The organism is Fontibacillus forbon (assembly GCF_046559655.1).
Taxonomy (GTDB): domain Bacteria; phylum Bacillota; class Bacilli; order Paenibacillales; family Paenibacillaceae; genus Fontibacillus.
This window is the reverse complement of record NZ_JBKGFV010000001.1, coordinates 1,076,349-1,102,306: the sequence shown is the minus strand read 5'-3', so window position 1 is coordinate 1,102,306 and position 25,958 is coordinate 1,076,349. Positions and strand designations below refer to the sequence as shown.

Below are 25,958 nucleotides of genomic sequence, written 5' to 3'. Positions count from 1 at the left end.
AAGTTGACGCTACCGGTTAAAGTACGCGCCAACTGATTCCGCCGTCCTGCGTTTGCAGGAGCAGGGATCGTTTTTTATCACTTTTTTCAACAAGCAGCCAACCTGTCTTGGCGGAATAAAACTGGATTTTTACCACTACGGGATAATCGGCAAGCACTTTGTTCAGCTTCTTGCTCTCCGGCAGCAAGGTCCAGCTATTGCCCTGATCCAAGGTATGATATAAACCGGAGTCCTGAAGGGACCAACCTTCTTTGGTATTAATAAACGTGGTTGTCATGTTCCCATAGGAGCCGGCTTGCCATGGCAAGCCAAAAGGAGCCAGGCTCCAGCTTTTTCCGCCGGAGGTAGTAAAGTAGCCGTTGAATTTTAACGCATTTTCCCTTCCGCACCCGAAAGGGATCCATCCCGTGTTACCGCTATTAAAAAAGCTTGGTTCTCCCACTGTAAAACGTTCGCAGGTAGTGAATTTATCTTGCTCGAAAAACCGGTCGCTCATCACCCAATGCCTGCCTCCGTTTTTTGTCGCATACAAAGCGGGGAACCCGGCTTCAACCATCGTGATGTAGCCGTTTTTGTCATCCGTGAACACCATGCCCATGGGATCTCCCAGTTTCGGAAGCGTTTGATCCACGACCGAAGTATCGGTCGGGAGAATCGGCGTACTCATAATTTTTTCCCAGGTTGCTCCGCCGTTATTCGTTCTGTATAACGTTTTTGCTTCACTGCTGTCCGGTCCCTGTCCCACCGTCAAAATCCATCCCAGACTCTGATCCAAAAAGTAAATGGAAGCAACATCATCCGCCTCTGGCAGCGAGGTCATTTTCCAAGTCGCTCCGCCATCTCCGGTCCGAAGGACAATAGCTTCACCCGCTCCGAGTGAATTGCGAACGATCCAGCCATGGTCCGTATCCACGAAGAACAAATCCTTACCGTACTGAGGATTATTGGGAAACTGGACGGAAGCGGCCGGCGATATGTTGATCCATGTCTCCCCGTTATCCTGAGTCACATAGAGCCGCAATTCGCTTCGTGTTGAGCCCCAGGCTAATCCCTTGGAAGCACTCAACAATCGGAAATCGGTTAGCCGGGTTTGGATCTGATATTTCTTCCCCTCTTCCGTGGATGGAAGATTTGTGGAGTTACTCATGGAGGATTCAGGATTGATGACAGTTAGCGTCTGTCCTTCTTCCTGCATCTCTTCCTCCTGACTGATAGGACTATTTGGGGCCGGCGGTTGCTTCGAAGAGCAAGCAGTCAGCAGCAGACAGGCCGCAACAGCGCATCCGGCTGCTTTGTACCACCATCTCACCAAGAAACCACCTCTCCTTCAAAATCTCGCAGATTCAATTAATTATAGCATAGGCGGAATACTAGACTACAAGCGCTCATCTTTTGCAAAGTTTACGGAGAAATGCTGATCCGGTTTATATACAGCGAACGAGTACCCTTTTTTCTTCAAATACTCTATGATTTCCGGCAACGCCTGCACGGTCTGCGACTTCTCATGCATGAGAATAACTTCGGTATCCCGATGAACCTGACGCTTGATTTCCTGTATAATCCGTTCCGGCTTGCCGGGATAATACCAGTCCTTGGAATCGACGGTCCAGTCCCACATCTTAAATTTGGCGGCTGCGATATCATCGAGGAATTTGTCGTTGATTTCCGGTTTGCTGCCATACGGCGCCCGGATTAGCCACGGCTTGGTCCCGGTTATTTTAGAGATCATTTCCTGCTCTTGTTTAAACTCTTTAATGAATCTAGCTGAACCGGAGCTTTTGTATAGCTTTTTCTTATCGTGGGTCATACTGTGCAGGCCTACGTAATTCCCGTTTTCCGCTGCCGTCTTTATTGCCTTCTCATTGCCGGAAACCTGGTTTCCGATCATGAAGAAGGTGGCATGGATTCCATGCTTGTTTAAGATACTTACTATCTGATCCGTATATTTACCCGGTCCGTCATCAAATGTGAGATAAATGACTTTTTGCGCTTTCTTTTTCTCGGATTTCGCACCCGTCTTCGCTTCCTTACCTTCCTTTTGCGGGACTGCCGGAGGAGTCTGGGTAGTAACGGAATCGCTTGCATCTGCCTGCGGTGCATCTTTAGGGTCCGTACTCTCTGTAGTCACTCCCGGAGTTTCATCTCCAGATTCCGATTCCGGTTCGGTTATATCATTTTGATGATTAATGAGCTGCTCTTCTTCGCCTGTAGACGGTTCGGCGGAACCCGCAAATTTTGGAGTGACTGCCGCCGCAGAGCCGTGGCTCGCTGAATTGCCATGCCAGATGTTGTTCGCGGCAAAAGCGGACATAACCAAAGAGGCGGAAGACAATACTAATGCTATAATGACCATGGACTTCATCCTGCGGGATGATCTCTTATCTTTGTTTCGTTTTGTTTGCCGAAGCTGTTGTTCCTCTTCCATTCGTTGTATGTAAGACATTTAAAATCACCATGGTCCTCTCTCTATTGATATTACTAGAATAATATAAAAAGAGCCACGGCGTCCTTACAGAATGGTTACATACACGGTTACAAAGTTCTCATAATCCAAATTAAGTTTACATAACATTTTTTATGTATATTATATTATCTATTTATATATTAAAATTTTTAAATATATGATTTTTCCATGTTTTACTTTAAATTTTTGTTGTTTCATGTACAATGTAGGGAGTAATAAGTACATATCCGCAAATTTTTCAAAAAGCGGATCGTTTCTCATTCCTTTGCCAGGCTTCTCGGGCTGATTAAGGAAACTTATTCTGAGCATCCTATAGGTTGGAAAACAAGAATCAAGGAGATGATGAAATCATGAAAACTCAATTGCGTTCCAGTAGAGTAGTTATTATTGGGACCGGTGCGGTGGGCTCGACAACCGCTTACACTTTGCTGCTTCGCGAGCGGGTGTCCGAACTCGTTCTGATCGACGCCAACAAAGATAAGGCGCTTGGCGAAGCACTCGATATGAACCACGGCTTGCCTTTTACCGGCGGCGTTAAGCTTTGGGCCGGAGATTACAGCGATTGTGCGGATGCCGACATCATCGTCATCGCTGCCGGGGCCTCGCAGCGTCCGGGTGAAACCAGAATCGATCTGCTGAAGCGCAATGCCGGCATTTTCGACAGCATCATTCAAAACATCGTTAAATATAACGATCACGGTATCATTTTGGTAGCTACAAACCCGGTTGACATTTTAACCTATGTATCTCTCAAAAAGAGCGGCTTCCCTTCCAATCGGGTCATCGGCTCGGGTACCCTTCTGGATAGTGCCCGTTTCCGCTACCTGATCGGACAAAATAAAGGAATTAACCCGCGCAGCATTCACGCGCATATCGTCGGCGAACACGGGGACTCCGAGCTTCCGCTTTGGAGCCTTGCCAACGTGGCCGGAATCGGGCTTGAATTCTCCGATCAGGACCGGGAGGATATATTCAACAGTACGAAAAATGCCGCTTATGAAATCATCAATGCTAAGGGTGCCACTTCCTATGCCATCGCTCTCGCTTTGGACCGGATCATCGTGTCCATTCTGCAAGATGAAGGCTCCGTGTTGAACGTTTCTACCCTCTTGAGCGACTATAACGGCGTCTCCGATGTCTACCTCGGCGTGCCGAGCATCGTCGACCGTACGGGCGTACGCCAGGTTCTGGACCTCGAGCTGAGTGATCAGGAGCTGATCCAGTTCCAAAATTCGGCGAACAAGCTGAAATCGGAAATCGCCAAGTTGGAATTATAAATAATAACAGCCGTTCCCCATATCGGGAACGGCTGTATTTTTGTGTTACGGTTATGGCTTGATCCCTTCCACGGACAACAGGTACATCTTCTGGAACTCCGCTTGCCCGGCCGCCCACTTCCGGTATTGCTCTTCCGCTACCGCACGTTCGCTCTCTTCCATATACCCGTCCTGCACCATCTGTACACCCTTAAAGCTAGCTACGCCCGCCCAGATCAGGGTATGGCTGTCAAAATCGGGAGCGCCCCGCAAAGCAGTCTCATGTTGGGCTGTCACTCGAATCCGGCTCAAGCCTTGTTGTTCAAACAAGCCAGCCAAATGGTCGGCAATTTTGTTATCCATGCCGGCATCCTTCCGCCACCTCAGGAAAGCAGCATAGAAGTTGACCATAGCTTCCGGAATCTGCGGATGCCATTCGATCTTTTCGTGATTGTAATCCAGAACAAGCACGGTTCCGCCGGACCGCGCGGATTGAACCATCTGTCCCAGCGCTTTCCCCGGATCTGCGAGCCATTGCAGCACTCTTGCGCAGGTGACGACATGAAACCGGTCTTGATACGGGAGCCGGTAGATATCTCCGGTTTCAAAAGACAATCCCGGAATCCCCTCATAGTTGTGACGGGCTTTGGCGATGAGTTCCGGGTTGTAATCCACGCCGATTACTTGGCCGGTCGGGCCTACAGCCCTGGCGATGCCGTGCGTGATCGCTCCCGTCCCGCATCCTACATCCAGTACGGTCATTCCTGGAGCCAATATTTCTGCCAGCCTCATATGCGAAGTCTCTAACGATCGGGCGTCGATCACGCCCGAATGAGATAGAACCGCTCTTTTAGACGCCTGATCCTGGTTCATGCAATGCCCCCCGCTTCCCGTTTTATCCCTTCCTGCCTTAATAAATGACGATATTTCCTTCCCGTTCGCGTTCCTGACGTCCAGCCATCCGGTTCATGGCATCGATATACGCCTTGGCGCTGGCTTCGATGATATCGGTGCTAACACCGCGTCCCGATACGGCAACGTCATCCTGTTTCAGCACGACATGGACTTCTCCCTGGGCGTCCGTACCTTGCGTGACGGAATGGATCGAGTAATCTTCCAGCTCTGCCCGGGAGCCGGTAGCCTTAGCCAAGGCCTGATACACGGCGTCCACAGACCCGTTACCTACCGAAGCTTCATCGGTGATGGTTCCATCCTGTTTAATTACCCGGACGGAGGCGGTTGGCAGCGATCTGTTTCCGTAAGAAACATGAATACTGTCCAACACGAAAGGCTTAGGACCGCTCACCATGTTCTCTTCAAGCAGGGCCCGGATATCTTCGGCAAGCACGTTCTTCTTCCGGTCTGCGAGCTCCTTGAATTTGGCGAAAGCAATGTTAAGCTGCTCTTCATCCACCGTGTAACCAAGGTCCGCCAGCTTTTCCTTGAAGGCATGACGGCCGGAGTGCTTGCCCAGCACCAGCTTGCTGGAGCTCGCTCCGATCGTCTCCGGCGTGATGATTTCATAGGTGCTGCGGTTCTTTAGCATCCCGTCCTGATGAATGCCGGATTCGTGCGCAAATGCGTTGGCGCCGACGATCGCTTTGTTCCCCGGTACGCCCATCCCCGTCATTTTGCTGACCATCCGGCTCGTTTGATAGATCTCGCCAAGATTCAAGCTCGTTTTGGCCCCGTAAAAGTCGCTTCTTGTCTCCAAGGCCAAAGCCACCTCTTCGATGCATGTATTGCCGGCACGCTCACCGATTCCGTTGATTGTTCCTTCGAACTGATCCACGCCGTTCGCGATCGCGGCCAGCGTATTGGCCGTCGCCATACCGAGATCATCATGACAGTGCGTGCTGAGCTGAATTTTCTCGATTCCCGGAACGTTTGCTTTTATCGTTCTGAACATCGCTCCGAACTGTTCAGGCGTAGCGAAGCCTACCGTATCAGGCAAATTGACGACCGTAGCCCCGGCGCGGATCGCCATCGCCGTCATCTCGCACAGAAAATCGATCTCCGTCCGGCTGGCATCCTCTGCGGAAAATTCGATTTTGTCAAAAAATTTCCGGCCATACCGAATAGCGGCTTCCGCCGTCTCCATCACTTTGGCTTTATCCATCCGCAGCTTGTATTCGCGGTGGATCGGCGAAGTGGCCAGCACCAGATGCAGGCAAGGATCTTCCGCATCTTTCAGCGCTTCGACAGCCGCGTCGATATCCTTGGTGTGGCAACGGGCCAAACTAAGCAGCGTGGCGTTCTTCACCTGCTTCGCCACTTCGCGGATGCTTTGCAGATCCCCGGGCGAAGTCGCCGCAAACCCGGCTTCAATTCGATCGATGCCAAGCTTCTCCAGTTGAAGGGCGATCGCCACCTTCTCTTCCGTTGTCAGGCTGACGCCCGGAGATTGTTCCCCATCCCGCAAAGTCGTGTCAAATACATAAATTTTCCGCATGCTTAATCCCACCTTGTTATAATTTTTGTAAAATAAAAAACCTCTTTCGCTCCTGCTCCAAGCCATAAGGCTGCAGCAGGGGCGAAAGAGGTTGCTTTCACGGTACCACCCTGATTTACCGCAGGCTTCACAATCGGCGGTCTCGATAGGAACAGTGCGGGTAACGCATCGGTTCCTTGTACGGTAACGAGTACAACCCGGCGTTCCTTGTTCCTGCTTGCAGCCAATGAATTGCCGCGGCAAGTTGGGGAACGCTGCTCCAAGGCGAGTCGGCACCGGGATTAAGACGGCGATTTCAGCTTGCTCGCCGCTCTCTGGACATAAGAGCCCGTTTGGCCTGCTCCTCTTCTCTGCTTCTTTCTGTATCCGAATTAAACAAATATACAACTAAAAACCCCTCTCATCCCGTACGCCAAACAGCGCACTATAGGGACGAAAGGGGTTATCTTCCGTGGTACCACCCATGTTCACCGCGTCATTTCCATGCCGCGGTCTCATGATCAAACGGACCTGATCCGCTTGACGCGCACGATAACGGGTGCTAATCCGGTTGTCCTTACTCCTGAACTCAGGAATCGGGACAACGGCTCCAAGGCGAGTCGGCACTCGGGGTTAAGACGGCGATTTCAGCTGGTTCGCCGCTCTCTGGACATAAGAACCCGGTATGGCCTGCTCCTCTTCACTGCCTGTGTCATTGAGGAAAACTTGGTGCTATTATATGCCGATATCTAAAATTTAGTCAACACTTGATTTCCACAAATTCATAAACAAGATGGTCAACCCAAGATAGTTAATATGATTAATCTTATATAATTAATGCGCTAAATTAACATCATTTAATGTTATTAACTAAATATTCAAAGCCTATAGAATGGCGGAAGATCGTCCTTATCGGACTCTTTCCAACATCCGCTGAGCCGCCACTTCAAAATGATCCGGCAGCAGCAGCTCAATCGGCGAAAATGCTTTGTCTCATCAGGCCACTTATTTTCGACAAATAGAACTGCCGGGCTCGACATTAGGTTTACATAATATTATTTATGACTCCTACATTCAAATAATGAGCATTAATGCCCCGCTCCTGCGTGATCCACATGCTTCACATGATGCTGATTGCTCAGAATAAGCACCACGGACAGCAAGACGAATCCAGCGCCGACGACAAACGGAATATGCGGATTAAACCACTCGGCCAGTTTGCCGGCCAGAAAAGGAGCTATCGCACCGCCCAAGAAACGAAGAAAGCTGTACGCCGCCGAAGCCGTCGAGCGTTCGACCGGAGAGGCATTCATCACGGCTGCGGTGATCAATGTGTTGTTATTCCCGAGCAGAGCGCCCGCAAAGACAACGGCTGCGATAACAACCCATTGTACATTTGTCCAAATACCCATCGTAAGCAGCGTCAGTGCAAAAAGAAACAGCATGACACTCATGGATTTGACCGTTCCAAAGCGTTGTTGAAGTCTGGGAGCCATAAACACCGAAGTAAAGGCCAGCAGAACCCCCCATCCCAGAAAGACGAAACCAAGTCCGTGTTCATCAAGCCCCATTACGAATGGAGCATAAGCCATTAAAGTAAAGAAGCCGAAGTTATAAAGGCATGCGGTCAAGCCGAAGATAACAAGCGAACGGTGTCTCAGTGCACGAAACGGCTCCATGATCGAGGTTTTGGGACGTTCTTTTTTTGAAGAATCAGCCGCTTTCGGCATTAATGCACTCAGTCCAATGAAGGCCAAGACCATGAGTACGGCAACTCCAAGGAAGGGTCCTCTCCAGGTAATTGCGCCAAGCCAGCCGCCGAGTAGCGGCCCTACCGAAATACCAAGTCCTACGGCCGCTTCATACAAGATTACCGCTTGGGTGGTTCCGCTGTTCGACAACGAAACGATCGCCGATAACGCCGTGGCCACAAACAGCGCGTTCCCGAAGCCCCAACCGCCTCTCAATCCGATAATCGTCCAGATGTTATCCGATATTCCGCCGAGCGCGGAAAAAATCGCAATCACGATAATCCCGAGCAGCAAGGTCCACTTCATCCCCAAACGCGATGAAATGGTCCCGGTTACCAGCATCGCTACAGCCATAACAGCGTTATAGCTTGTGAACAGCAATGTTACCTGGCTCTGGGAAGCATTCAGATTTTCAGCGATCGCCGGCAAGATCGGATCGACCAGGCCGAGCCCCATGAAGGCGATAATTCCCGCAAAAAAAACAGCCCATACGGCTCGAGGCTGCCTGAAAAATCCACCATTCTCCAATGTGGCCGATCCCGTATCGGGATCGGTTTGAACTACATGATTAGACATTCATGATCTCTCCCTTTAATCTATATATAGAATCTCGATCAACATTTACTTTCAAAATAACTAGTTGTATGATGAAAGTACATGATTGTATTATACAACTATAAGTAAATATGTCAACATACTATGCCATTAAATAAGCGAGGTTACGAACATGGATGAACATACTTTGGATACGATTGAAGTGGAACTGGCCATTCTGTATCGCCGGATTTCGAACCGAAAACACGGTAATCTTGACCGCTCTGCCTATCTTCTGCTCCATCAAATTAATACGAACGGAGCCGTTGGAGTTAAATCGCTTGCAGACGAATTCCACCTTGACATTTCAACGATAAGCCGGCAAACGGCTGCTCTGGAACAAAAAGGCTATGTTACCCGCACTCCCGATCCGGCGGACAGAAGAGCCTATTTTCTGCAAATTACGGAACACGGAAAACAGGAATTGCTGCATTCCAAAAAAGCCCGTACCGAGCGGATCGAGTACTTAATCCGGGACTGGACCGAAGAAGAAAAGAATATTTTCGGCGAACTGCTTACTAGATTTAACCGGACGTTTTGATTAAATCACTGTTAATCTCTATTTAAGTGAGATAAGTAATGATGAATGTTGCATTATAGGTGCAGAAACTAAGTACATTTTTGCAATATCCTGTTGTGAATTTTTCACATGATGTTGTTTTCGAATTATAATGGTATAAATTTACAAATTATTTTCTTTCCACTATATTCGGATTGAATCCGGTCCAAACAGAGTACAGCAACTTACAGTAGTCGAAATCGACCAAAAAATTATAGAATGGAACAAGACGGTTTTGACTCCGGTCTCCAGGCACGCCTTTTTCCATCCAGAGAGTAGTCTCATGCATGCCGAACGGCGAACCGGACTACCTATTTTTGATACAGAGCTGATTTAATACGGATACCAGCCGTAGCCGATGACATTGCGGGGGTGTACAGATGAACATTCAAAAAACAATCGACCGGAAAAAACTCGACGAGCGCATTCCTTCCATGCCTTGGTTCGTACAACAATTTATCGATTACAAGCTGCCGGACTTGTCCCCTTCCACGCTGCTTGAATATATTCGGGATTATGAGCAGTTTTTTAACTGGCTTCGGGCCGAAGGGCTATCGAATGCCGAAGCCAACGGGCAAATCACATTGAAAGATCTGGAAGTTTTGCGTATGGAAAGCATCGTCGGTTACCGTTTGCATTTAACGACCAGAACCGAGGGAACGAACGCGAAAATAACCGTTTCCCGGAAGATGTCTTCGCTCCGTTCACTTTTTCATTATTTGAGCCAGATTGCCGAGGATGAAAACTTTTATCCGCTGCTCAAACGGAACATCATGGCCAAAGTGGAGATCAAACGGATTCATAAGCCCAAGGACACCGCGGCTAAGTTGAAGGGAAAAATACTGGAAGAAGACGAACTTATCGAATTTATCGCCTATATTGCCGAAGGATACGGTCAAGATATCCAGGAGAACAAACAAGCATTGTACTCCTATGAACTCAACAAAGAGCGGGACGCCTGCATCGCCAGTTTGATTCTGAATTCGGGACTACGGGTATCGGAAGTCATCAACCTGAACGTGGACGATCTTGATTTGGCCAACAAGCTTCTATATGTGTATAGAAAAGGGAATAACGATGAGACGTTCAAAACGCCGGTTTATTTTCGCGAACAATCCAAAGACGATTTAACCTATTATTTAAACTTAAGGCAAACCCGCTACCGTACGCCCAAACGTGAAAAGGCCTTATTCGTTACGATTCCTAACGGGCAGAAGGAAGGTAAGCGGATGACAAAACGGGCGATCCAGGCCATGATCATCAAATATGCCAAGCGGTTCGGTAAACCTTATCTGACCGTGCACAAGCTTCGCCATTCTTTTGCCACGGACTATTATTTGCAAAACGATATTTATAAAACCAAGGAGCAGCTTGGCCACGCTTCTACCGAGACAACCGAAGTTTATGCCCATCTCACCGACAAGACGATGTCGGAAGCGATTGAACGCAGAAACGACGAAGCTTAAACAAGTGACTGAACGTTGACTATATACTCCCCGCTAATGAAAAAAGGTGGTTGTGCGGAGTTAAACTCCAGCCCAGCCACCTTTGTTTTTTATTGTTCCCTATCCCGGCGTTTTGCGATGAATTCCGCGATCCTCTCCACTTCATCGGCATAAAAGACCGGTACTCCATATTCTATCGCCAGAGGAGTTACAGAAATAACGTCAGCGCTTTCTGTATCACGCCGGATCACCAATGCGATCAAGCCGCTCACCTGATGGATCAAGCCCAGATCTTCCGGGGCATGGATCAGCACGATTTTCGGATATGGTTCCTGCTTGAATCCTTCTACCAGAATTAGATCGTAGTATTGAAACCCTTCAATCAGATCCTGGAGCGACGTTTCCCGTTCCTCCACGACCGCCGTTCTCCAGGGGGATGTAATAGCCGTAGCTGCGGCACCGGCACTCCGGAGCTTAAACGTATCCGTGTCTTTCACGTCGCCCTCAAAACCGTGCAGATCATGCTTGATGACCGCCGTAGAGATATTCATGCTGTTAAATAACCTCAGCAAAGAGCTAATCAGCGTCGTTTTTCCGCTGTTCTTATATCCGCAGATCTGAACGACCGATTTCATCGCGACCCCGGAAGCTGCAACACCGTTACCGTTTCACCGGCCTGGACACCGCGGCTTGAAGGAGGAATGACGATAAGCACGTCGCTGTCCTTGATCGTAACCATAACGCTGGATTCATCTAGCGCAGCCGGGTATGCCACGAGACGGCCTTCGGCGAGTTCGAGCCTTCCCCGCACAAACCGCGTAAAATTGTTGACCTTCACATACTCCCGCCCTAATGTCGCCTGAATCTCTTTCAGGAAAGGCTGACTTATCCCGAGCATAGTTCCGATGGCCGGGCGGACAAACAACTCGAACCCGACAAAGCAGGCTCCAGGATTTCCGGACAAGGCAAATAAGAGCTTGCCGTCCTTCACCGCGGCGGTCGTGACGCTCCCCGGTCTCATCGTGATCTTGTTAAACAGCATGTCGACATCTTCACCGGACACCAGATCTGCCATGATGTCGAAATCGCCGACGGAAACGCCACCAGTCGTGACTACAATGTCGTAAAGAGCGAATGCATCCTGCACTTTTTGCCTCGCCGTAGCCAAATCATCGGCAATGGCCTCCAGAATGTAGGGCTCACCTCCGGCATCACGGATTTGGCAGGCCAGCATATATGTATTGCTGTTGCGGATGCGACCGTCCTGCAGCGGTTCCTCCACGCCCAGCAATTCCGAGCCGGTTGAGAAGATCGCGACCAATGGCCGCTTGATGACCGGAACGCTATAATTTCCGAACGTTGCAAGGACCGAGATTTCCCCGGCCGATAACCTGCGCCCCTTTTCCAAAATGAGGTCGCCTTCCTTCAATTCCAGGCCGACCGGCGTAATATTGCTACCCGGTTTGATTTCTCTTTTTAGCTGGATATAAGCCTTCCCCTGGCTTTCCGTGGATTCCGTCATTTCAAACATCACAACGGCGTCGGCTTCGTCGGGAACCTTCGCCCCCGTCATAATTCTGGCGGCCGTACCCGGAACAAGAGATACCGAAGGCAAGCTGCCGCAAGGAATCTCGTCCACGACTTCCAAAAATAACGGCTTGTCGGTGGAGCACCCTATCGTATCGTTACTAAGAAGGGCAAATCCGTCCATTCCGGACCGGCGGAAATGCGGATAAGGATGCGGAGCGTAAATATCCTCGGCGAGAATTCTTCCCTGAGCCTCAGGCAAAACAACCCGTTCCGCTTCGCCCTGACCGACAAACGATAAAATCTTTGCTTGTCCTTCCTTGACGGATATGGCCTTTCGTTTGAATTTTTCATCTTGACCGTCCCGATTTAACGCACTCATATAGACCCCCCGTTCTGCTTTCAGCCAGCAATTGCTCCAAGAGAGATTTCGTAATTTGAGATATTTGCTGTATTTCTTCTCTGTTCAAACCGTCATAATGGATGCCCATGACTACGGTAACCGTACGCCGAAGGTAATTCGCGGCCCGCTTGGCTAACCCGGCGGTCAATACATGTTCTTTATGGCCCGGCACGGCCGATGTCTGAACTTCGATCCCCTGATCCGAAAAATAAGCGGTAGAAGCAGCTCCGATATGAGCTTCTCCTCCCGTCAGCGTAAGCAGCAAATCCCGCCCCATCGGTATAGCTTGCAGTTTGATATCGTCAAAGTTGTTCATTCGCGAGACCTCCTTGGCATTGCCTGATCTCTATTCTATAGGATGCCGCGAATTTCGTCCAAATTCGTCAAGTTCTGCTGAGCCATAAACTGTTCCAAGCCTTCGATCAGTTGAATGCCCGCTCTTAAGTTAATAAAGTTATAAGTCCCCACTTGAATCAAGGAGGCCCCCGCCATGATGAATTCGATGATATCCTCGGCGCTGGAGATGCCTCCCATGCCCATTACGGGAATGGTGACCGCCTTGCTTACCTGGTGCACCATACGCAGCGCGATCGGCTTGATCGCAGGGCCCGAGAGACCGGCATACAAATTATCAAATACGCTGCGGCGCTTATAGATATCGATTTTCATGGCTGAAAAAGTATTAATCAAAGAAACGCCATCCGCCCCCTCCTGTTCGCACATTGCAGCCATGCCTACAATATCTTCGGCGTTCGGGGAGAGTTTGATGACGAGCGGCAGCGAGGTGACCGCACGGATTTCCCGAACCACTTCCCTGGCCGTTTCAGTCTTGATGCCGTAAGCCATGCCGCCGGCTTTCACGTTAGGGCAAGAGATGTTCAACTCGATCATATCGACGGCCGTACGTCCCGCTTTTCTTCTGGCAGCCGCGTCTTCCTCGATCAAAAGAGCGCCATCCACGTAATCCTGCATGCTATTTCCGCCCAAATTAAGGATCCGCGCCGTATCCAGTTGCTCCCACCTCGGACACTCATCGCGTAAAAATGCCGGAATGCCGGGATTTTCAAGTCCGACACTGTTCAGTAACCCTGAAGGAGTCTCATAGACGCGTAGTCCGGAATTCCCTTCCTTCGGGTGAAGCGTAAGCCCTTTGCCGGAAATGCCGCCAAGCATGTTTAAATCATAATATTTGCCATACTCTTTGCCGAATCCAAACGTCCCGGAAGCCATCACGACCGGATTTTTAAAGTGCACACCAGCGATTTTACAGGACATGTCCATCATGACAACACCACCTCTTCCGCTCGAAATACGGGGCCGTCGGCACAAGCCTTTTTACGGCTATCCTTGCACTTGACGCTGCAAACGAGACATGCGCCGATACCGCAAGCCATCCGGTTTTCCAGCGACACATAAACCTGCGCTTTCGTTCCCGAATGGATCTGCTCCCGCTGCACGGCTTCGAGCATCTTATGCGGCCCGCATGTATAAATAGTGTCGTAAGCGTTAAAATCGACCTTGTTCAAAATCACGCCGCCAATATCCACGACGACCTGCCCCGTTGTTCTGCCGCGGAATTCTTCTACCATATATGGCTCTTTGCTGAAGCCAAGATAGACATCGGCATCGGGTATTTGCTCCAAGGCATAATAAAACGGAGCGATTCCAATCCCTCCGCCAACGAATGCCGTCTTCCCGGCCGGTTTAGAAAAGCCGTTGCCCATCGGCCCTTCCAGGTTAATCCGGTCGCCTGCTTTCAGCCTGGAGAACAGCTCCGTCCCTTCTCCGGCAACGAGATACAGAAACTCTATCCTGTCTTCCGTTATATCAAATATACTCAACGGCCTGGAGAGCAGAGGATAACGATCCCAAGCCCGCAGCATATAAAATTGTCCCATATTCCCGGCGAAATTACCTGCCACCGCAAGCCGGTATACCCCCGCCGCAACCTGCTCGTTAATCAAAACTTCCGACATACTTTTCTCTCCTCTCTAGTAAAACGCCCATCGCTTTGCTTTATGCTTCATTATAAGATGCAATTTTTCAGCCCTTCGAGTCTGTGACGAATGTCACAATCAAACCGCACATAACTTCGGGAAATCCTGGGCATACCTAAGCTTATTACGGTTTCCGGGTAAAGGAGAGGTTTTTACTATGTTCAGAACAGTCAAACAGCGGTTAAGGGCCGCAGGAGCCGCCTTGATCATGACGGCTTTGTTCTTTTTTGCACTCTGCCCGGCCCCCGGAGCCGCAATGCCCCTGAAGACGACAGCGAAGCTCATAGCCGCCTCAAAGATGATAGAGCCCGATGAAGCCAAACCTGCCGGCGTCACGGCAGAAAAGGGCACAAAGCCGCTAAACTTAGGGGAACTGCGGCGGAAGTATTCCGAAACATTCAAATTCCGGGGGCCGGAAGTAAAGCAGGTCGCGCTGACCTTCGACGACGTTCCCGATCCGCGGTTTACTCCGCAAGTGCTCGATGCGCTCCGCAAAGAGGATGTCAAGGCCACTTTTTTTGTCGTCGGCCACCGGGCTAAAAAATACCCGAATCTGCTCCGCAAAATCCATCAGGAAGGTCACATCATCGGCAATCACTCTTATAGTCATCCCCAGTTTAAAAACAGGTCCCTGAAACAATTTCAAAATGAAATCCTCCGGACCGAAAAGATCATTGCCAACGTTATCGGTTACCGACCGAAACTGATACGTCCTCCCTACGGAGAAATCAACGAGGAGCAAATCAAGTGGGCGAAGACACACGGCTATACGATCGTAAACTGGAATGTAGATTCCCTTGACTGGAAGGGGCTTAATGCGGAAAAAGTGAAACAGAACGTACTTCAAGCCCTCGGTCCGGGATCCATCGTACTCCAGCATGCCGGCGGCGGCACGGGATCCGATTTATCCGGAACGATCCAGGCCTTGCCCGACATTATCCGGTCTCTAAAAACGCAAGGATACCATTTCGTAACGCTTCCCGAGTTATTGCATACCCCGAAATACAAATAAGAAACAAACTAAAAAGCAGCTTCCGAAACGGAAGCTGCTTTCGTTGACTTAAATTTATTCGATAACGTAAAGCTTGACGTCCTGATATCCAAATTGGCTAACCGACTGCTGACTGCCCGGAATGAAAATATCGATGCGATTGCCTTTAATGGCCCCACCCTGGTCGGTTGCGGTCGCTACAAAGGCATTCTTCGGCAAATTGGCATGGGAATGTCCCGTCACCAATACTTTTGTGCCCATTGGAATTACTTTGGGATCTACCGCAATCGTACCCAGCTGCAGCGGTTCACCGAAATAATCCACCGCTCCCCACTTGCCATTCTCGCTGGCAGCGGATGAATAAGCCGTTGCTTTGACGTCGATCGTTTTGGAATAGGCGAAAGATTTGCCCCAAGCTTCAACAACCTTGTCGGACGTTGAGACTTTCAAAGCAGACAAAGTTTGCGGGTTTTGCGTTTCGTTTGCGCTGGCGGAAGCCATCGAAACCAAGGCGTTCGATCCGGTTCCCGGTATGACGATATCCAAGCCGCCATAAATGTTAGTCGCTTTAATACTCGGATTTGCGCTGATCAGCTTGTTCAAATCGACGCCGTACTTCTTGGCGAGAATGTAGAAGGTGTCTCCCTCCTTCGCTTTATGTACCGAATCCGCATGAACAGGAATAGTTTGTAATGCTCCTGCCATACCTACTGCAATGATTGCCGCCTTGAAGGCAAGTGCCATGTTCTTATGTTTGATCATGATGTTCCTCCTTTTACTTTCGCCTGCGGAGTTAGTTGTCGGGTTCGGGAAAAAAGGATTGGTTCCCTGCGTCGTTTCTTACGCTTCACCCCAAGAACGCTGTCCACGGTTCAAGTCTGACAGCATTTCGGTAAATCGTCCCCCGCACCTGCGCCATGGCAGGTTTTGGCCTAATCAATATATCACAATTTTGTAACCAAAAGGCGATGAAAATGTTTCCATACTACAAAAAATGGCGGGATGACAACGAAATTCGATCGTCATTCCGATGACAATTTAGTAAGAGGATGGATCAATTACAACAGCAAAAAACCGCCGGTCATCCTATTCCGGCGGTTTTAGTGTTATTGATAAGATTACAGCACTTTGCTGAGAAAATCTTGAGTACGCTGATGTTTCGGCGCACCGAACACATCCTGGGGCGTACCTTGTTCCATTATGACGCCCTGATCCATGAACAGGATCCGATCGCCCACTTCGCGGGCAAAGCCCATTTCGTGCGTGACGATCACCATGGTCATGCCTTTGTCGGCAAGGTTCTTCATGACGTCCAGCACTTCGCCGACCATTTCGGGATCCAGCGCTGATGTCGGCTCGTCAAACAGCATGACGTGGGGCTCCATCGCCAGCGCGCGGGCAATGGCGATCCGCTGCTTTTGTCCGCCGGACAGCTGCGAAGGATAAGCGTCCCGCTTGTCTTCCAATCCGACCGTCCGCAGCAAATCCATAGCAAGGATTTCCGCTTTGCCCTTCTCGGTTTTCTTCACGCGGATCGGCGCCATCGTAATGTTGTCGATCACGCTTTTGTGGGGAAATAAATTGAACTGCTGAAACACCATCCCCATTTTTTCCCGGGTTTTATTGATGTCGTGGCGTTTCTCGGTAATCGATTGACCCTCAAATGTGATTTCGCCTTCAGTCGGCTCCTCCAGCAGGTTCAGGCAGCGCAGAAATGTACTCTTGCCCGAGCCGCTGGGCCCGATAACGACAACGACCTCTCCTTTGGCGATTTCCAGGTCGATGCCCTTCAGTATGTGAAGCTGACCGAACTTTTTATGCAAATTTTTAACGGTGATCACTAGCTCTCAACTTCCTTTCGAACAGACCCAGAATGCGGGACAATGTGAATGTCAAAATAAAGTACATGATAGCAACAATCAGATAAGGCGTCATGCCGTCATAAGTAATGGTTACCACGGCACCGGATTGGAACATGAGTTCCGTAATCCCGATAAAGGATACGATCGATGATTCCTTGATAATCGTGACAAACTCGTTCCCGATCGCCGGAAGTACCGACTTGATCGCTTGCGGAACAATGATAAAGCGCAGCGACATCCACCGGCTCATCCCCAAAGAACGAGCGGCTTCCCCTTGTCCGCGGTCCACGCCCTGAATCCCCGCACGGAAAATTTCCGCGAGATAAGCCGAGCTATTGATGGAAAGCGTAATCGCGCCGGACTGAATCGGCGAAAAATTGATGTTGAAGGCCGTAGAAAAACCGTAGTGAATAATTAACAACTGCACAAGCATCGGGGTTCCGCGCAAAAATTCAACCCAGGCATGCCCGATAAAGCGGACAATTCTCCAAGGAGACATCCGCAAAAGAGTGATGATTAAACCTAAAATAAATCCGCAGAGCACCCCCAGGGCAGCCAGAAGCAGCGTGTACTGCAAACCGGTCAGAAAATAACTGCGGTACTCCCAAAACATCGTAAAAAGCTCCATGTCCCAACATTCCTCCTATTTTACCTCAAAAGCCTTGACAAAAAAACAGAAAATAGCGAATAGGCTCCGCTATTTTCTGCAACAATCGGTCCGTGATTATTTTTCGGCAAGCGCGCTGGCTTCGGTAACGAATTTATCGATCGAGCCATCGCTCAGAAGACGGTCAAGCGTTGCGTTCACTTGATCGAGCATTTCCTTATTGCCTTTCTTCACGCCGACGACATAGCCTTCGTCTTCGGTTACCGGTTTGGCGTCAGTGATGCTGAGGCCTTCCACGTTTTTGACGAACGATTCGGCAACAGGTCCTTCGATGATCGCCACATCCACGCGGCCCGATTTCAGTTGCATAATGATATCGTTAATTTTCCCAAGGGAAGTCAGCTTGGCATTAGGCACCGTTTTGGCCATATCTTCTTGGATCGAACCTTTTTGTACGCCGATTTTCAAACCTTCCAGCGACTCCATGGTCGCGTATTTATCTTTGTTTTCCGTGAGCGAAACGATGGATTGCTCGGCTTTGTAATAAATTTGGGACATATCGATTTGCTCCGCACGCTCCGGTTTCGGGCTCAAGCCCGAAATGACCAGGTCCACACGTCCGCTTTCCAGTTCATTCAGCAGGGAATCGAACTGCATATCCTTGATTTCCAGTTCGGCGCCAAGGTCCTTGGCGATTTCCTTAGCGATTTCGATATCGAAACCAACGATTTCGTTATCGCCTTTCTCGTTTTTGATCTTGAATTCATACGGCGGGAAATCCGCGCTCGTACCGATGATCAGCTTCTTGGAGGCTGCACCGTTATCGGCCGCTCCCTGGTTATTCGCCGGAGTGTTGCTGGCATCGTTATTCTTATTTTGTCCGCATGCGGCAAGTACGGTTGTCACCATCATCAGCGCTACAAATAAAATACCCCATTTTTTCATCTGTCTCTCTCCCGTCAAAAAAATATTTATGTTCGACAATTAATTTACTGGGCTAATTATAAATCAACCTGTATATATATGCAAAGAGATTTCTCAATGATTCATCATAATTTCACACATTATTTTTTATAATTATTTATAATACGCCATTTTATTATAACTTTGGTCAATTTAGCGTGAATGTTATTTGGTGAGTTAATTCAAAATTTATTATAAATTTTTACAATATTCAGAAGGCTCATATTTTATATTCCCCAAAACTCAGCCTATATATCAGAGATTCCTTTCATGCATTCCGGCTGTATTTTTATTAAAATTTATAATTTTCAAATATAGGCGAACTCTTCGGTCAAAATAAACATACATGTGTAAAGTGTGGGAATAATGGTTCATATCAGGTCTCATTTGGTTATTAATTAGCTGATAAACATGACTCATTTTTCCAAGCTACGTAAGGAGGTGGCCCTATGCTACTTGAAGCTCTATACCATGTACCGCGAGATAAATGGGCCTATGCCTACGACACTGCAACTATACATTTGCGGGTGCGAACCAAGCGGGACGACGTGGAGCAAGTGTTTGCGATGACTGGCGATAAGTATGACTGGGATGGAACGTATCAGGAAATCCCATTGGAAAAAGCGGCTCACGACCGGATGTTCGATTACTGGGAAGCCGCCGTGAAACCCAAATTCAAACGCCTTTCCTATGCTTTTAAACTGATTGCGGGATCTGAAACCGTGTATATGCTGGATACCGGAATTCAGCATGATGGACCGACTCCGCCGGGAGAACTTTACGAATTTCCGTATATCCATGAAATCGATTTGTTCAAAGTGCCGGAATGGGCAAAAAAAGCGGTGTTCTATCAGATCATGCCGGAACGGTTCGCCAACGGAGATCCCTCTAACGATCCCGATCAAGTTCAGCCTTGGGGCGGCCAGCCGGCTGTCAATAATTTTTTCGGCGGCGATTTGAAGGGCGTCCTTGATCACCTGGATGACCTGATTGATCTGGGCATTAATGCGATCTATTTTACGCCGCTCTTCGTATCCCCCTCCAATCACAAATACGACACCGTGGATTACAAAAAGGTCGATCCCCACTTTGGAGACAACGAACTGTTAAAAGAGGTCGTGGAAGCGTGCCATGACCGCGGGATCCGGGTCGTGCTCGATGCCGTATTCAACCATTGCGGCGAACAATTCCCCCCTTTTCAGGACGTGCTGCGAAATGGCGCCGACTCCAAATATGCGGACTGGTTTCATATCAATGAGTACCCGGCTCAAATCAAAGACGGGATCCCTACGTATGATACATTCGGCTTTTTCGGCAATATGCCCAAATTCAATACCGCGAATCCCGAAGTCAAAGAGTATCTGCTCGGTGTCGCAGATTACTGGATTCGCGAAATCAAGCTCGACGGCTGGCGGCTTGACGTAGCGAATGAAATAGACCATCATTTCTGGCGCGACTTCCGCAAGGTCGTCAAAGAGGCTAATCCGGAAGCCTATATTATCGGCGAAGTTTGGAGCGATTCCCTCACCTGGCTGCTTGGAGACCAGTTCGATTCCGTGATGAACTATCCGTTTGCCGACAAGGTGCTGGAGTTCTTTAACGGCGGCATGGACGGCTATAATTTCTCGAACGAAATGGGCTCCTTGATTATGCGCTATCCGCAACAGACGAACGAAGTGGTATTTAACATGCTGTGCAGTCACGATACCCCTCGGCTGTTGACCCGGGTGGGCAGCGATAAAAGGAAATTGAAACTCTGCGTCGTGTTCCTGTTTACGTACATCGGCACGCCATGCATTTTTTACGGCGATGAGGTAGGAATTACGGGTAACAGCGATCCCGATTGCCGGAAATGCATGGAATGGGATCCCAAAAAGCAGGACCGGGAACTGTACGATTTTTATAAAATGATGATCGCGCTGCGCAAGAAACACGGCGCCCTCCGCCACGGACGGTTCCGCTTCCTGCAGGCGAATCCTAACGATCCCTGCATCGTTTATGAACGAATGGACGAACACATGCATTTCACGATCTGGATGAACAACACCGGAAAATACCGTACGCTCTCCCATCCGATGGAAACGGAAGACTGGCGGGATGCGCTGTCCGAGGAGAAAGTAAAGCCCAAGGACGGGATGATGAATATCGGGCTCGATCCGTTCGGATTCCGGATTCTGTACCGCAAATTAAAATAACCTCGCAACAAAATCCCCCTGTTCGAAGCTAGCTTTCGAACAGGGGGATTTTTGCTGTTTGCTGTCCCTAAGACTTTTGGGCAAGGCGTTTGTAAATATCGATATACGCTTCAGCCGAGCTGTCCCAGCTGTAATCTCCGGCAAAGGCGTTAGCGACGATTCTTTTCCAATCCTCCGGACGGTGATAGAACGAGACGCCTCTTCGCAGCGTATACAGCAGATCATGGGCATTGAAATTCTGGAAGGTGAACCCGTTGCCTTCCCCCGTATCTTCATTGTAAGCATGCACCGTATCGTTCAGCCCGCCGGTTTCCCGGACGACCGGAATGCTGCCGTAACGAAGGGCTAACAACTGGCTGATGCCACAGGGTTCAAACCGCGAAGGCATCAGAAACAGATCGCTGCCGGCATAGATCCGGCGGGACAATCCGTCGCTGAATTTAATCTGAACCGACAATTTCTCCGGATGCCGGTATGCGGCTTCCCTGAACCAGTCTTCATAGGCACGGTCTCCGGTTCCTAGGACGACGAATTGAACATCGTCAAAATGCAGCCACTCATCCAATATCCGGGTGACCAAATCGAGTCCCTTCGGCTCCACGAGCCGAGTAATCATGCCAATCAGCGGAACTTCCGAATTTACGGGCAGACCGAGTTCCCGCTGCAGAACGGCTTTATTTTCCCGCTTCTTGGCCAGGCTCGATCGGTAACGGACCGCCAGCTCGTGATCGGTAGACGGATTGTAAAGCTTCACGTCAATCCCGTTTACGATGCCCGACATGCGGTCTCCGAGCGAACGAAGCAAACCGTCCAGCCCGTAACCGTAATGCTCGGTTCGAATTTCGGAAGCGTAAGTCGGACTCACCGTAGTCACATGATCGGCGAACACCAGGCCTGCTTTCATAAAGCTGACGTTCCCGTTATACTCGACCCCATCCGGCGTGAAGTAGCCGTGCGGCAGGCTCAGCAAGTCACCAAGCACCTCGTAAGGAAAAATCCCCTGATACAGCAGGTTGTGAATGGTGAAGACGGTCCGGATGCCGACATAATCGGAGTTCCAGCGGTAATGCTCCTTTAACAGCAACGGAATCATTGCGGTATGCCAATCATGGCAATGCAGCACATCCGGGAAGAAATCGATGGCCGGAAGAATTTCCAGCACGGCCCGGTTCAAATAGGCGAACCGTTCGCCGTCGTCCCAATAGCCGTACACCCCGTCCCGGCCAAAATAATATTCGTTGTCGATAAAATAAACCGGTACACCGTCCCAAACCAGATATTGGATCCCTCCATATTGCTGACGCCAGCCTACAGGAACGGTCACTTCGCCCAGATGCTGCAACATCTCGGTATAAGCTGCCGGGATATCCTTGTATTTGGGAAGCACGACCCGGACATCATGCCCCGCCTGTTTAAGCGCCTTGGGCAAAGCCCCGATCACATCGGCCAGTCCCCCGGTCTTGATGAACGGTCCCGCTTCGGCGGCTGCGAATAAAATTTTCACTTTTTCTTCCTCCCTTGCGTTGTCGATTTTACCGTTGCGGCTGCGGTTCTTTTCCAAATGGAAATACTAAGCGGCGGCAGGGTCAACTCCAGGCTGTCCTTCTGATTATGCCAAGCGATTTTGTCGCTCTTCACGCCCCGCTTGTTCATAAGTCCGCTGCCTCCGTAATCCGGAAGTTCACTGCTGAATATTTCCTCATACAAGCCGGCTCTCGGAACGCCCAAGCGATATCGAGCCCGAGTTACCGGCTGAAAATTAATGATGACAAGCAGCGTATCCTTGACCTTTTTTCCCATACGCAAATAACAAATTACGCTCTGATCGGCGTCATCCGCATTGATCCACTGGTAACCTTCAAAGGTATGGTCCAGCTCCCAAAGCGCCGGTTCCAGTAAATACAAATGATTCAGATCAGCCACATATTTCTGCATTTTCTTGTGCGACTCGTACTCCAGCAGGAACCAGTCCAGTTCCCCCTGATCCCGCCATTCGATAAACTGGCCGAACTCCCCGCCCATAAACATCAGTTTCTTGCCCGGGGAGGTTATCTGATAACCAAGCAGCAGCCGGAGTCCGGCGAATTTCTCTTCATAAGTGCCCGGCATTTTGTCCAGCAGCGATTTCTTGCCGTGGACCACCTCGTCATGCGAAAGAGGCAGCGTGAAATTTTCAGAATAAGCGTAGCATATCGGAAACGTAAGCAAATGGTGGCGTTTCGGACGGTCTACGAAAGGCGTTTCCACATAAGCAAGCGTGTCATTCATCCATCCCATATTCCATTTGTAGTTGAACCCTAGCCCGCCGTCATGAACCGGGGCCGTAACGAGCGGCCAGGCGCTGGATTCCTCCGCCATCATCAAGGTATGGGGAAAATAACGGAACACAGCCTCATTCAGCTGCTGCAGGAAAGAGATCGCCTCCAGATTTTCCACACCGCCGCGCTCGTTTCTGACATATTGCCCTTCACGTTTCTCGAAATCCAGACGCAGCATACTGGTTACGGCATCTACGCGCAGCCCGTCAAAATGATACAGTTCGAGCCAATAAAGCGCATTGGAGATCAGAAAAGACCGGACTTCCGGCTTGCCGAAATCGAAGCTGAGCGTGCCCCAGCCCGGCTTCTCCGCCTTCGCCGGATCATCGTATTCGAATAGCGGCGTGCCGTCGAACATACGCAATCCGTGGGCATCTTTCGTAAAATGTCCCGGAACCCAATCGAGCAGCACCCCGATCCCCGCCGCATGGCAGCGGTCAACGAAATACATCAGATCTTTCGGTTCACCGAACCGGCTGGTTGGGGCAAAATAACCCGTAGCCTGATAGCCCCATGATAAATCATAAGGATGCTCGGTCAGGGGCATAATTTCGATATGCGTGTAACCCATTTGTTCAACGTAGGGAATCAGCAGATCGGCCATTTCGCGGTAAGTGTACAAGCTTCCGTCTTCCCGCTGTTTCCAGGTCCCGAAATGAAGTTCATAAATGTTCAGCGGTCTTTGGTAAGGAGCTCGTTTTCTCCGCCTCCAGGCCGCATCCCCCCAGGAATAACCATCAATCGATTTTACGACGGAGGCGGTGGCCGGTCTTACTTCAGCAAAAAAAGCATAGGGGTCGGCTTTCAGAAATTTGTTGCCGTCCGGTCCCGTGATCTCGTATTTGTAAAAAGTTCCTTCCGGTACCCCGGGAAAAAAACGAGTCCAAATCCCGGAATCGGGTATCTTATATAATAAATCATTCTCCCCGTTCCAACCGTTCCAATCGGAGGCCAGGGAGACTTGACGCGCGGCTGGCGCCCATACCGTGAACCGGACCCCGGTCAGGTTGTTTTCTTCCGTTACATGTGCGCCAAATGTCCGGTAACTTTGGTACAGCGTTCCTTCATGAAATAAATAAATATCTGTCCCGGATACAGCATCATTTTTCAATAATTCAGACAATTGATCACCTGCTTTTATGTATAGTCCCACTTAAATATTTACCCAGAAATCCGGGAAACTGAACAACAAAATTTAGAAATGAAAAAATAAATGTAATATTTTCTTCAGTTTTCCATAATTCTAGTTTCAACCACATTATATCTCGTTTATGTATGTACTACACAGACGAAACCTTACGGGAGGGAAACGAAATGAAAAAGAAAGACTGTATTGCTATGCTGCTGGCCGGTGGTGAGGGTAGACGATTGTCTCCGCTTACGTCCAAACTCGCCAAGCCCGCCGTTCCTTTTGGCGGCCATTATCGGATCATCGATTTTCCTCTCAGCAATTGCGTAAATTCAGGAATTGACACGATTGGTGTACTTACTCAATATGAAGCAGAGTCCTTGCATGAACATATCGGAGAAGGAGAAGCCTGGAACCTTCCGCGATCGGCTAATAACGGAATTTCGCTGCTTCCTTCTTACAACGCTGGCGTGGAGGAATATGCTGGAACTGCAGACGCTATTTTCAAAAATATTGAGTATGTAGACAGTCATGATCCGGAAAATGTACTGATTTTGTCGGGTGACCATATTTATCATATGGATTACCGCGAAATGCTCCAGTTCCATATTTCATCAGATGCATCAGCAACGATTTCTGTCATGCCTGTTCCATGGGATGAGGCTCACCGCTTCGGCGTCATGTCCACGGACGAACAATCCAGAATTACGGAATTTGCCGAGAAACCGGAAAAACCCGCCAGTAACCTGGCTTCAATGGGCATTTATTTGTTCAAGTGGGACTTCCTTAAACAGCATTTAATTGAAGATGCCATGAACGAAAACTCCAGCCATGATTTCGGGAAAGACGTAATACCGAAAATGCTGGCCGGCGAAAGACCGCTGCACGCTTATGAATTCAAAGGCTACTGGCGGGACGTCGGTACCGTTCAAAGCCTGTGGGAAGCCCACATGGACCTGCTTGCCAAAGATTCGGACTGGAAGTTTTTGAATGAAGCATGGCCTATGTATACCCGGGATCAATCCAGTTCCAAGCCGAGAGCCCTGAAAACGCGCAGCGTTCAGACCAAGAGCTCCCTGATCCACGATTGCTGTGCGCTTGAAGGATATTCCGAGCGTTCCGTCCTCTTTGGCGGGACAGAGGTCGGCCGCTACACCAAAATCAAAGACAGCGTGATTATGCCTAACGCCCGAATTGGACGCGGAGCTTTAATCGAACGGGCGATCATTGGCGAAGGCGCAGTGATTCATGACGGTGCGGTAATCAAAGGCACGGCGGATGATATTATCGTAATCGGTCCATACGAGACCGTGGTAGCCAAACCGGCCGTACGCCCTCAGCCTTCCCGCCTGTTGAAGGAAGTATACGACAAGACGGCCCGCTTGCGCGCCGAAGGTTTGTCTTCCTAACCGCATCATCAGTGTTTCTTTATATAAAGAAAGGGTGTCAGCCAAGTTGTCTTGGCC

At 49.5% G+C, this 25,958-nt stretch carries 22 protein-coding genes and 1 riboswitch; of the genes, 6 read left to right on the top strand and 16 right to left on the bottom strand.

Annotated features, from left to right (window positions below; translation table 11 throughout):
• Positions 1-16: 16 nt before the first annotated feature.
• The gene (locus ACLB09_RS05075; protein WP_410769003.1) at positions 17-1,309 is read right to left on the bottom strand and encodes a WD40/YVTN/BNR-like repeat-containing protein; all 1,293 of its coding nucleotides are present in this window, start codon (positions 1,307-1,309) and stop codon (positions 17-19) included.
• Positions 1,310-1,375: 66 nt separating this feature from the next.
• A complete protein-coding gene (locus ACLB09_RS05070; protein WP_410768665.1) occupies positions 1,376-2,353 on the bottom strand; it encodes a polysaccharide deacetylase family protein in 978 nt (325 codons plus the stop codon).
• Between the two features lie 461 nt (positions 2,354-2,814).
• Here ACLB09_RS05070 and ACLB09_RS05065 point away from each other — a divergent pair, with 461 nt between their 5' ends.
• Positions 2,815-3,741 carry an L-lactate dehydrogenase gene (locus tag ACLB09_RS05065; RefSeq protein ID WP_410768664.1) on the top strand — a complete coding sequence of 309 codons (927 nt, stop codon included), beginning with the start codon at positions 2,815-2,817 and terminating at the stop codon, positions 3,739-3,741.
• 51 nt (positions 3,742-3,792) lie between these two features.
• On the opposite strand, the gene ACLB09_RS05060 is transcribed toward ACLB09_RS05065, so the two are convergent.
• The 3 genes from ACLB09_RS05060 to ACLB09_RS05050 form a co-directional block, all read right to left on the bottom strand.
• On the bottom strand, positions 3,793-4,593 hold the full coding sequence (locus ACLB09_RS05060; protein ID WP_410768663.1) for a methyltransferase domain-containing protein: 801 nt from the start codon (positions 4,591-4,593) through the stop codon (positions 3,793-3,795).
• A gap of 37 nt (positions 4,594-4,630) precedes the next feature.
• Positions 4,631-6,172, bottom strand: a complete 1,542-nt coding sequence (locus tag ACLB09_RS05055) for a 2-isopropylmalate synthase (protein ID WP_410768662.1) — start codon at positions 6,170-6,172, stop codon at positions 4,631-4,633.
• A 1,067-nt stretch (positions 6,173-7,239) separates the two neighbouring features.
• Positions 7,240-8,478 (bottom strand): MFS transporter, encoded by a 1,239-nt coding sequence (locus tag ACLB09_RS05050; protein WP_410768661.1) that lies wholly within the window; start codon positions 8,476-8,478, stop codon positions 7,240-7,242.
• Between the two features lie 151 nt (positions 8,479-8,629).
• On the opposite strand from ACLB09_RS05050, the gene ACLB09_RS05045 reads away from it, so the two are divergent.
• Both ACLB09_RS05045 and xerS read left to right on the top strand, forming a co-directional pair.
• The gene (locus ACLB09_RS05045) at positions 8,630-9,037 is read left to right on the top strand and encodes a MarR family winged helix-turn-helix transcriptional regulator (RefSeq protein WP_410768660.1); all 408 of its coding nucleotides are present in this window, start codon (positions 8,630-8,632) and stop codon (positions 9,035-9,037) included.
• A gap of 398 nt (positions 9,038-9,435) precedes the next feature.
• Positions 9,436-10,521, top strand: coding sequence for a tyrosine recombinase XerS (gene xerS / locus ACLB09_RS05040; protein WP_410768659.1), 1,086 nt, complete (start codon positions 9,436-9,438; stop codon positions 10,519-10,521).
• 89 nt (positions 10,522-10,610) lie between these two features.
• On the opposite strand, the gene mobB is transcribed toward xerS, so the two are convergent.
• The 5 genes from mobB to ACLB09_RS05015 are packed head-to-tail and all read right to left on the bottom strand — an operon-like array spanning position 10,611 to position 14,406.
• Positions 10,611-11,135, bottom strand: a complete 525-nt coding sequence (gene mobB / locus ACLB09_RS05035) for a molybdopterin-guanine dinucleotide biosynthesis protein B (RefSeq protein ID WP_410768658.1) — start codon at positions 11,133-11,135, stop codon at positions 10,611-10,613.
• Positions 11,132-12,409 carry a molybdopterin molybdotransferase MoeA gene (locus ACLB09_RS05030; RefSeq protein WP_410768657.1) on the bottom strand — a complete coding sequence of 426 codons (1,278 nt, stop codon included), beginning with the start codon at positions 12,407-12,409 and terminating at the stop codon, positions 11,132-11,134. The genes mobB and ACLB09_RS05030 overlap by 4 nt, the downstream gene beginning before the upstream one ends.
• On the bottom strand, positions 12,378-12,746 hold the full coding sequence (gene lpdD / locus ACLB09_RS05025) for a prenylated flavin chaperone LpdD (RefSeq protein WP_410768656.1): 369 nt from the start codon (positions 12,744-12,746) through the stop codon (positions 12,378-12,380). The genes ACLB09_RS05030 and lpdD overlap by 32 nt, the downstream gene beginning before the upstream one ends.
• A gap of 35 nt (positions 12,747-12,781) precedes the next feature.
• On the bottom strand, positions 12,782-13,714 hold the full coding sequence (locus tag ACLB09_RS05020; RefSeq protein WP_410768655.1) for a dihydroorotate dehydrogenase: 933 nt from the start codon (positions 13,712-13,714) through the stop codon (positions 12,782-12,784).
• Positions 13,711-14,406, bottom strand: coding sequence for a dihydroorotate dehydrogenase electron transfer subunit (locus tag ACLB09_RS05015; protein WP_410768654.1), 696 nt, complete (start codon positions 14,404-14,406; stop codon positions 13,711-13,713). Before ACLB09_RS05015 ends, ACLB09_RS05020 begins: the two co-directional genes overlap by 4 nt.
• Positions 14,407-14,584: 178 nt before the next feature.
• Between ACLB09_RS05015 and ACLB09_RS05010 the strand changes: the two genes are divergently transcribed.
• Positions 14,585-15,439 (top strand): polysaccharide deacetylase family protein, encoded by an 855-nt coding sequence (locus tag ACLB09_RS05010; protein ID WP_410768653.1) that lies wholly within the window; start codon positions 14,585-14,587, stop codon positions 15,437-15,439.
• Positions 15,440-15,493: 54 nt separating this feature from the next.
• Here the strand turns inward: ACLB09_RS05010 and ACLB09_RS05005 are convergent, their stop codons facing one another.
• The 4 genes from ACLB09_RS05005 to ACLB09_RS04990 form a co-directional block, all read right to left on the bottom strand.
• Positions 15,494-16,177 carry a 3D domain-containing protein gene (locus ACLB09_RS05005; protein WP_410769002.1) on the bottom strand — a complete coding sequence of 228 codons (684 nt, stop codon included), beginning with the start codon at positions 16,175-16,177 and terminating at the stop codon, positions 15,494-15,496.
• A gap of 8 nt (positions 16,178-16,185) precedes the next feature.
• A riboswitch (cyclic di-AMP (ydaO/yuaA leader) is annotated at positions 16,186-16,361 on the bottom strand.
• 175 nt (positions 16,362-16,536) lie between these two features.
• Positions 16,537-17,259, bottom strand: a complete 723-nt coding sequence (locus tag ACLB09_RS05000) for an amino acid ABC transporter ATP-binding protein (RefSeq protein WP_410768652.1) — start codon at positions 17,257-17,259, stop codon at positions 16,537-16,539.
• Positions 17,246-17,908, bottom strand: coding sequence for an amino acid ABC transporter permease (locus ACLB09_RS04995; RefSeq protein WP_410768651.1), 663 nt, complete (start codon positions 17,906-17,908; stop codon positions 17,246-17,248). The genes ACLB09_RS05000 and ACLB09_RS04995 overlap by 14 nt, the downstream gene beginning before the upstream one ends.
• Positions 17,909-18,004: 96 nt before the next feature.
• Positions 18,005-18,832 (bottom strand): transporter substrate-binding domain-containing protein, encoded by an 828-nt coding sequence (locus ACLB09_RS04990; protein WP_410768650.1) that lies wholly within the window; start codon positions 18,830-18,832, stop codon positions 18,005-18,007.
• Between the two features lie 467 nt (positions 18,833-19,299).
• Here ACLB09_RS04990 and ACLB09_RS04985 point away from each other — a divergent pair, with 467 nt between their 5' ends.
• Complete coding sequence (locus ACLB09_RS04985) at positions 19,300-21,045, top strand: alpha-glycosidase (RefSeq protein WP_410768649.1); 1,746 nt, start codon at positions 19,300-19,302, stop codon at positions 21,043-21,045.
• A 67-nt stretch (positions 21,046-21,112) separates the two neighbouring features.
• On the opposite strand, the gene glgA is transcribed toward ACLB09_RS04985, so the two are convergent.
• Both glgA and glgB read right to left on the bottom strand, forming a co-directional pair.
• Positions 21,113-22,549: a glycogen synthase GlgA gene (gene glgA, locus ACLB09_RS04980; RefSeq protein ID WP_410768648.1), complete on the bottom strand. Its 1,437-nt coding sequence runs from the start codon at positions 22,547-22,549 to the stop codon at positions 21,113-21,115.
• Positions 22,546-24,486: a 1,4-alpha-glucan branching protein GlgB gene (gene glgB / locus ACLB09_RS04975; RefSeq protein WP_410768647.1), complete on the bottom strand. Its 1,941-nt coding sequence runs from the start codon at positions 24,484-24,486 to the stop codon at positions 22,546-22,548. The genes glgA and glgB overlap by 4 nt, the downstream gene beginning before the upstream one ends.
• Before the next feature lie 191 nt (positions 24,487-24,677).
• Here glgB and ACLB09_RS04970 point away from each other — a divergent pair, with 191 nt between their 5' ends.
• Positions 24,678-25,901 (top strand): glucose-1-phosphate adenylyltransferase, encoded by a 1,224-nt coding sequence (locus ACLB09_RS04970; protein ID WP_410768646.1) that lies wholly within the window; start codon positions 24,678-24,680, stop codon positions 25,899-25,901.
• Positions 25,902-25,958 lie beyond the last annotated feature (57 nt).

Bases quoted from the DNA above. Each gene is read 5' to 3' on its own strand.
- ACLB09_RS05070 (WP_410768665.1), bottom strand. From the start codon at position 2,353: ATGGTCATTATAGCATTAGTATTGTCTTCCGCCTCTTTGGTTATGTCC.
- ACLB09_RS05065 (WP_410768664.1), top strand. From the start codon at position 2,815: ATGAAAACTCAATTGCGTTCCAGTAGAGTAGTTATTATTGGGACCGGT.
- ACLB09_RS05060 (WP_410768663.1), bottom strand. From the start codon at position 4,593: ATGAACCAGGATCAGGCGTCTAAAAGAGCGGTTCTATCTCATTCGGGC.
- ACLB09_RS05055 (WP_410768662.1), bottom strand. From the start codon at position 6,172: ATGCGGAAAATTTATGTATTTGACACGACTTTGCGGGATGGGGAACAA.
- ACLB09_RS05050 (WP_410768661.1), bottom strand. From the start codon at position 8,478: ATGTCTAATCATGTAGTTCAAACCGATCCCGATACGGGATCGGCCACA.
- ACLB09_RS05045 (WP_410768660.1), top strand. From the start codon at position 8,630: ATGGATGAACATACTTTGGATACGATTGAAGTGGAACTGGCCATTCTG.
- xerS (WP_410768659.1), top strand. From the start codon at position 9,436: ATGAACATTCAAAAAACAATCGACCGGAAAAAACTCGACGAGCGCATT.
- mobB (WP_410768658.1), bottom strand. From the start codon at position 11,135: ATGAAATCGGTCGTTCAGATCTGCGGATATAAGAACAGCGGAAAAACG.
- ACLB09_RS05030 (WP_410768657.1), bottom strand. From the start codon at position 12,409: ATGAGTGCGTTAAATCGGGACGGTCAAGATGAAAAATTCAAACGAAAG.
- lpdD (WP_410768656.1), bottom strand. From the start codon at position 12,746: ATGAACAACTTTGACGATATCAAACTGCAAGCTATACCGATGGGGCGG.
- ACLB09_RS05020 (WP_410768655.1), bottom strand. From the start codon at position 13,714: ATGATGGACATGTCCTGTAAAATCGCTGGTGTGCACTTTAAAAATCCG.
- ACLB09_RS05015 (WP_410768654.1), bottom strand. From the start codon at position 14,406: ATGTCGGAAGTTTTGATTAACGAGCAGGTTGCGGCGGGGGTATACCGG.
- ACLB09_RS05010 (WP_410768653.1), top strand. From the start codon at position 14,585: ATGTTCAGAACAGTCAAACAGCGGTTAAGGGCCGCAGGAGCCGCCTTG.
- ACLB09_RS04995 (WP_410768651.1), bottom strand. From the start codon at position 17,908: ATGGAGCTTTTTACGATGTTTTGGGAGTACCGCAGTTATTTTCTGACC.
- ACLB09_RS04990 (WP_410768650.1), bottom strand. From the start codon at position 18,832: ATGAAAAAATGGGGTATTTTATTTGTAGCGCTGATGATGGTGACAACC.
- ACLB09_RS04985 (WP_410768649.1), top strand. From the start codon at position 19,300: ATGCTACTTGAAGCTCTATACCATGTACCGCGAGATAAATGGGCCTAT.
- ACLB09_RS04970 (WP_410768646.1), top strand. From the start codon at position 24,678: ATGAAAAAGAAAGACTGTATTGCTATGCTGCTGGCCGGTGGTGAGGGT.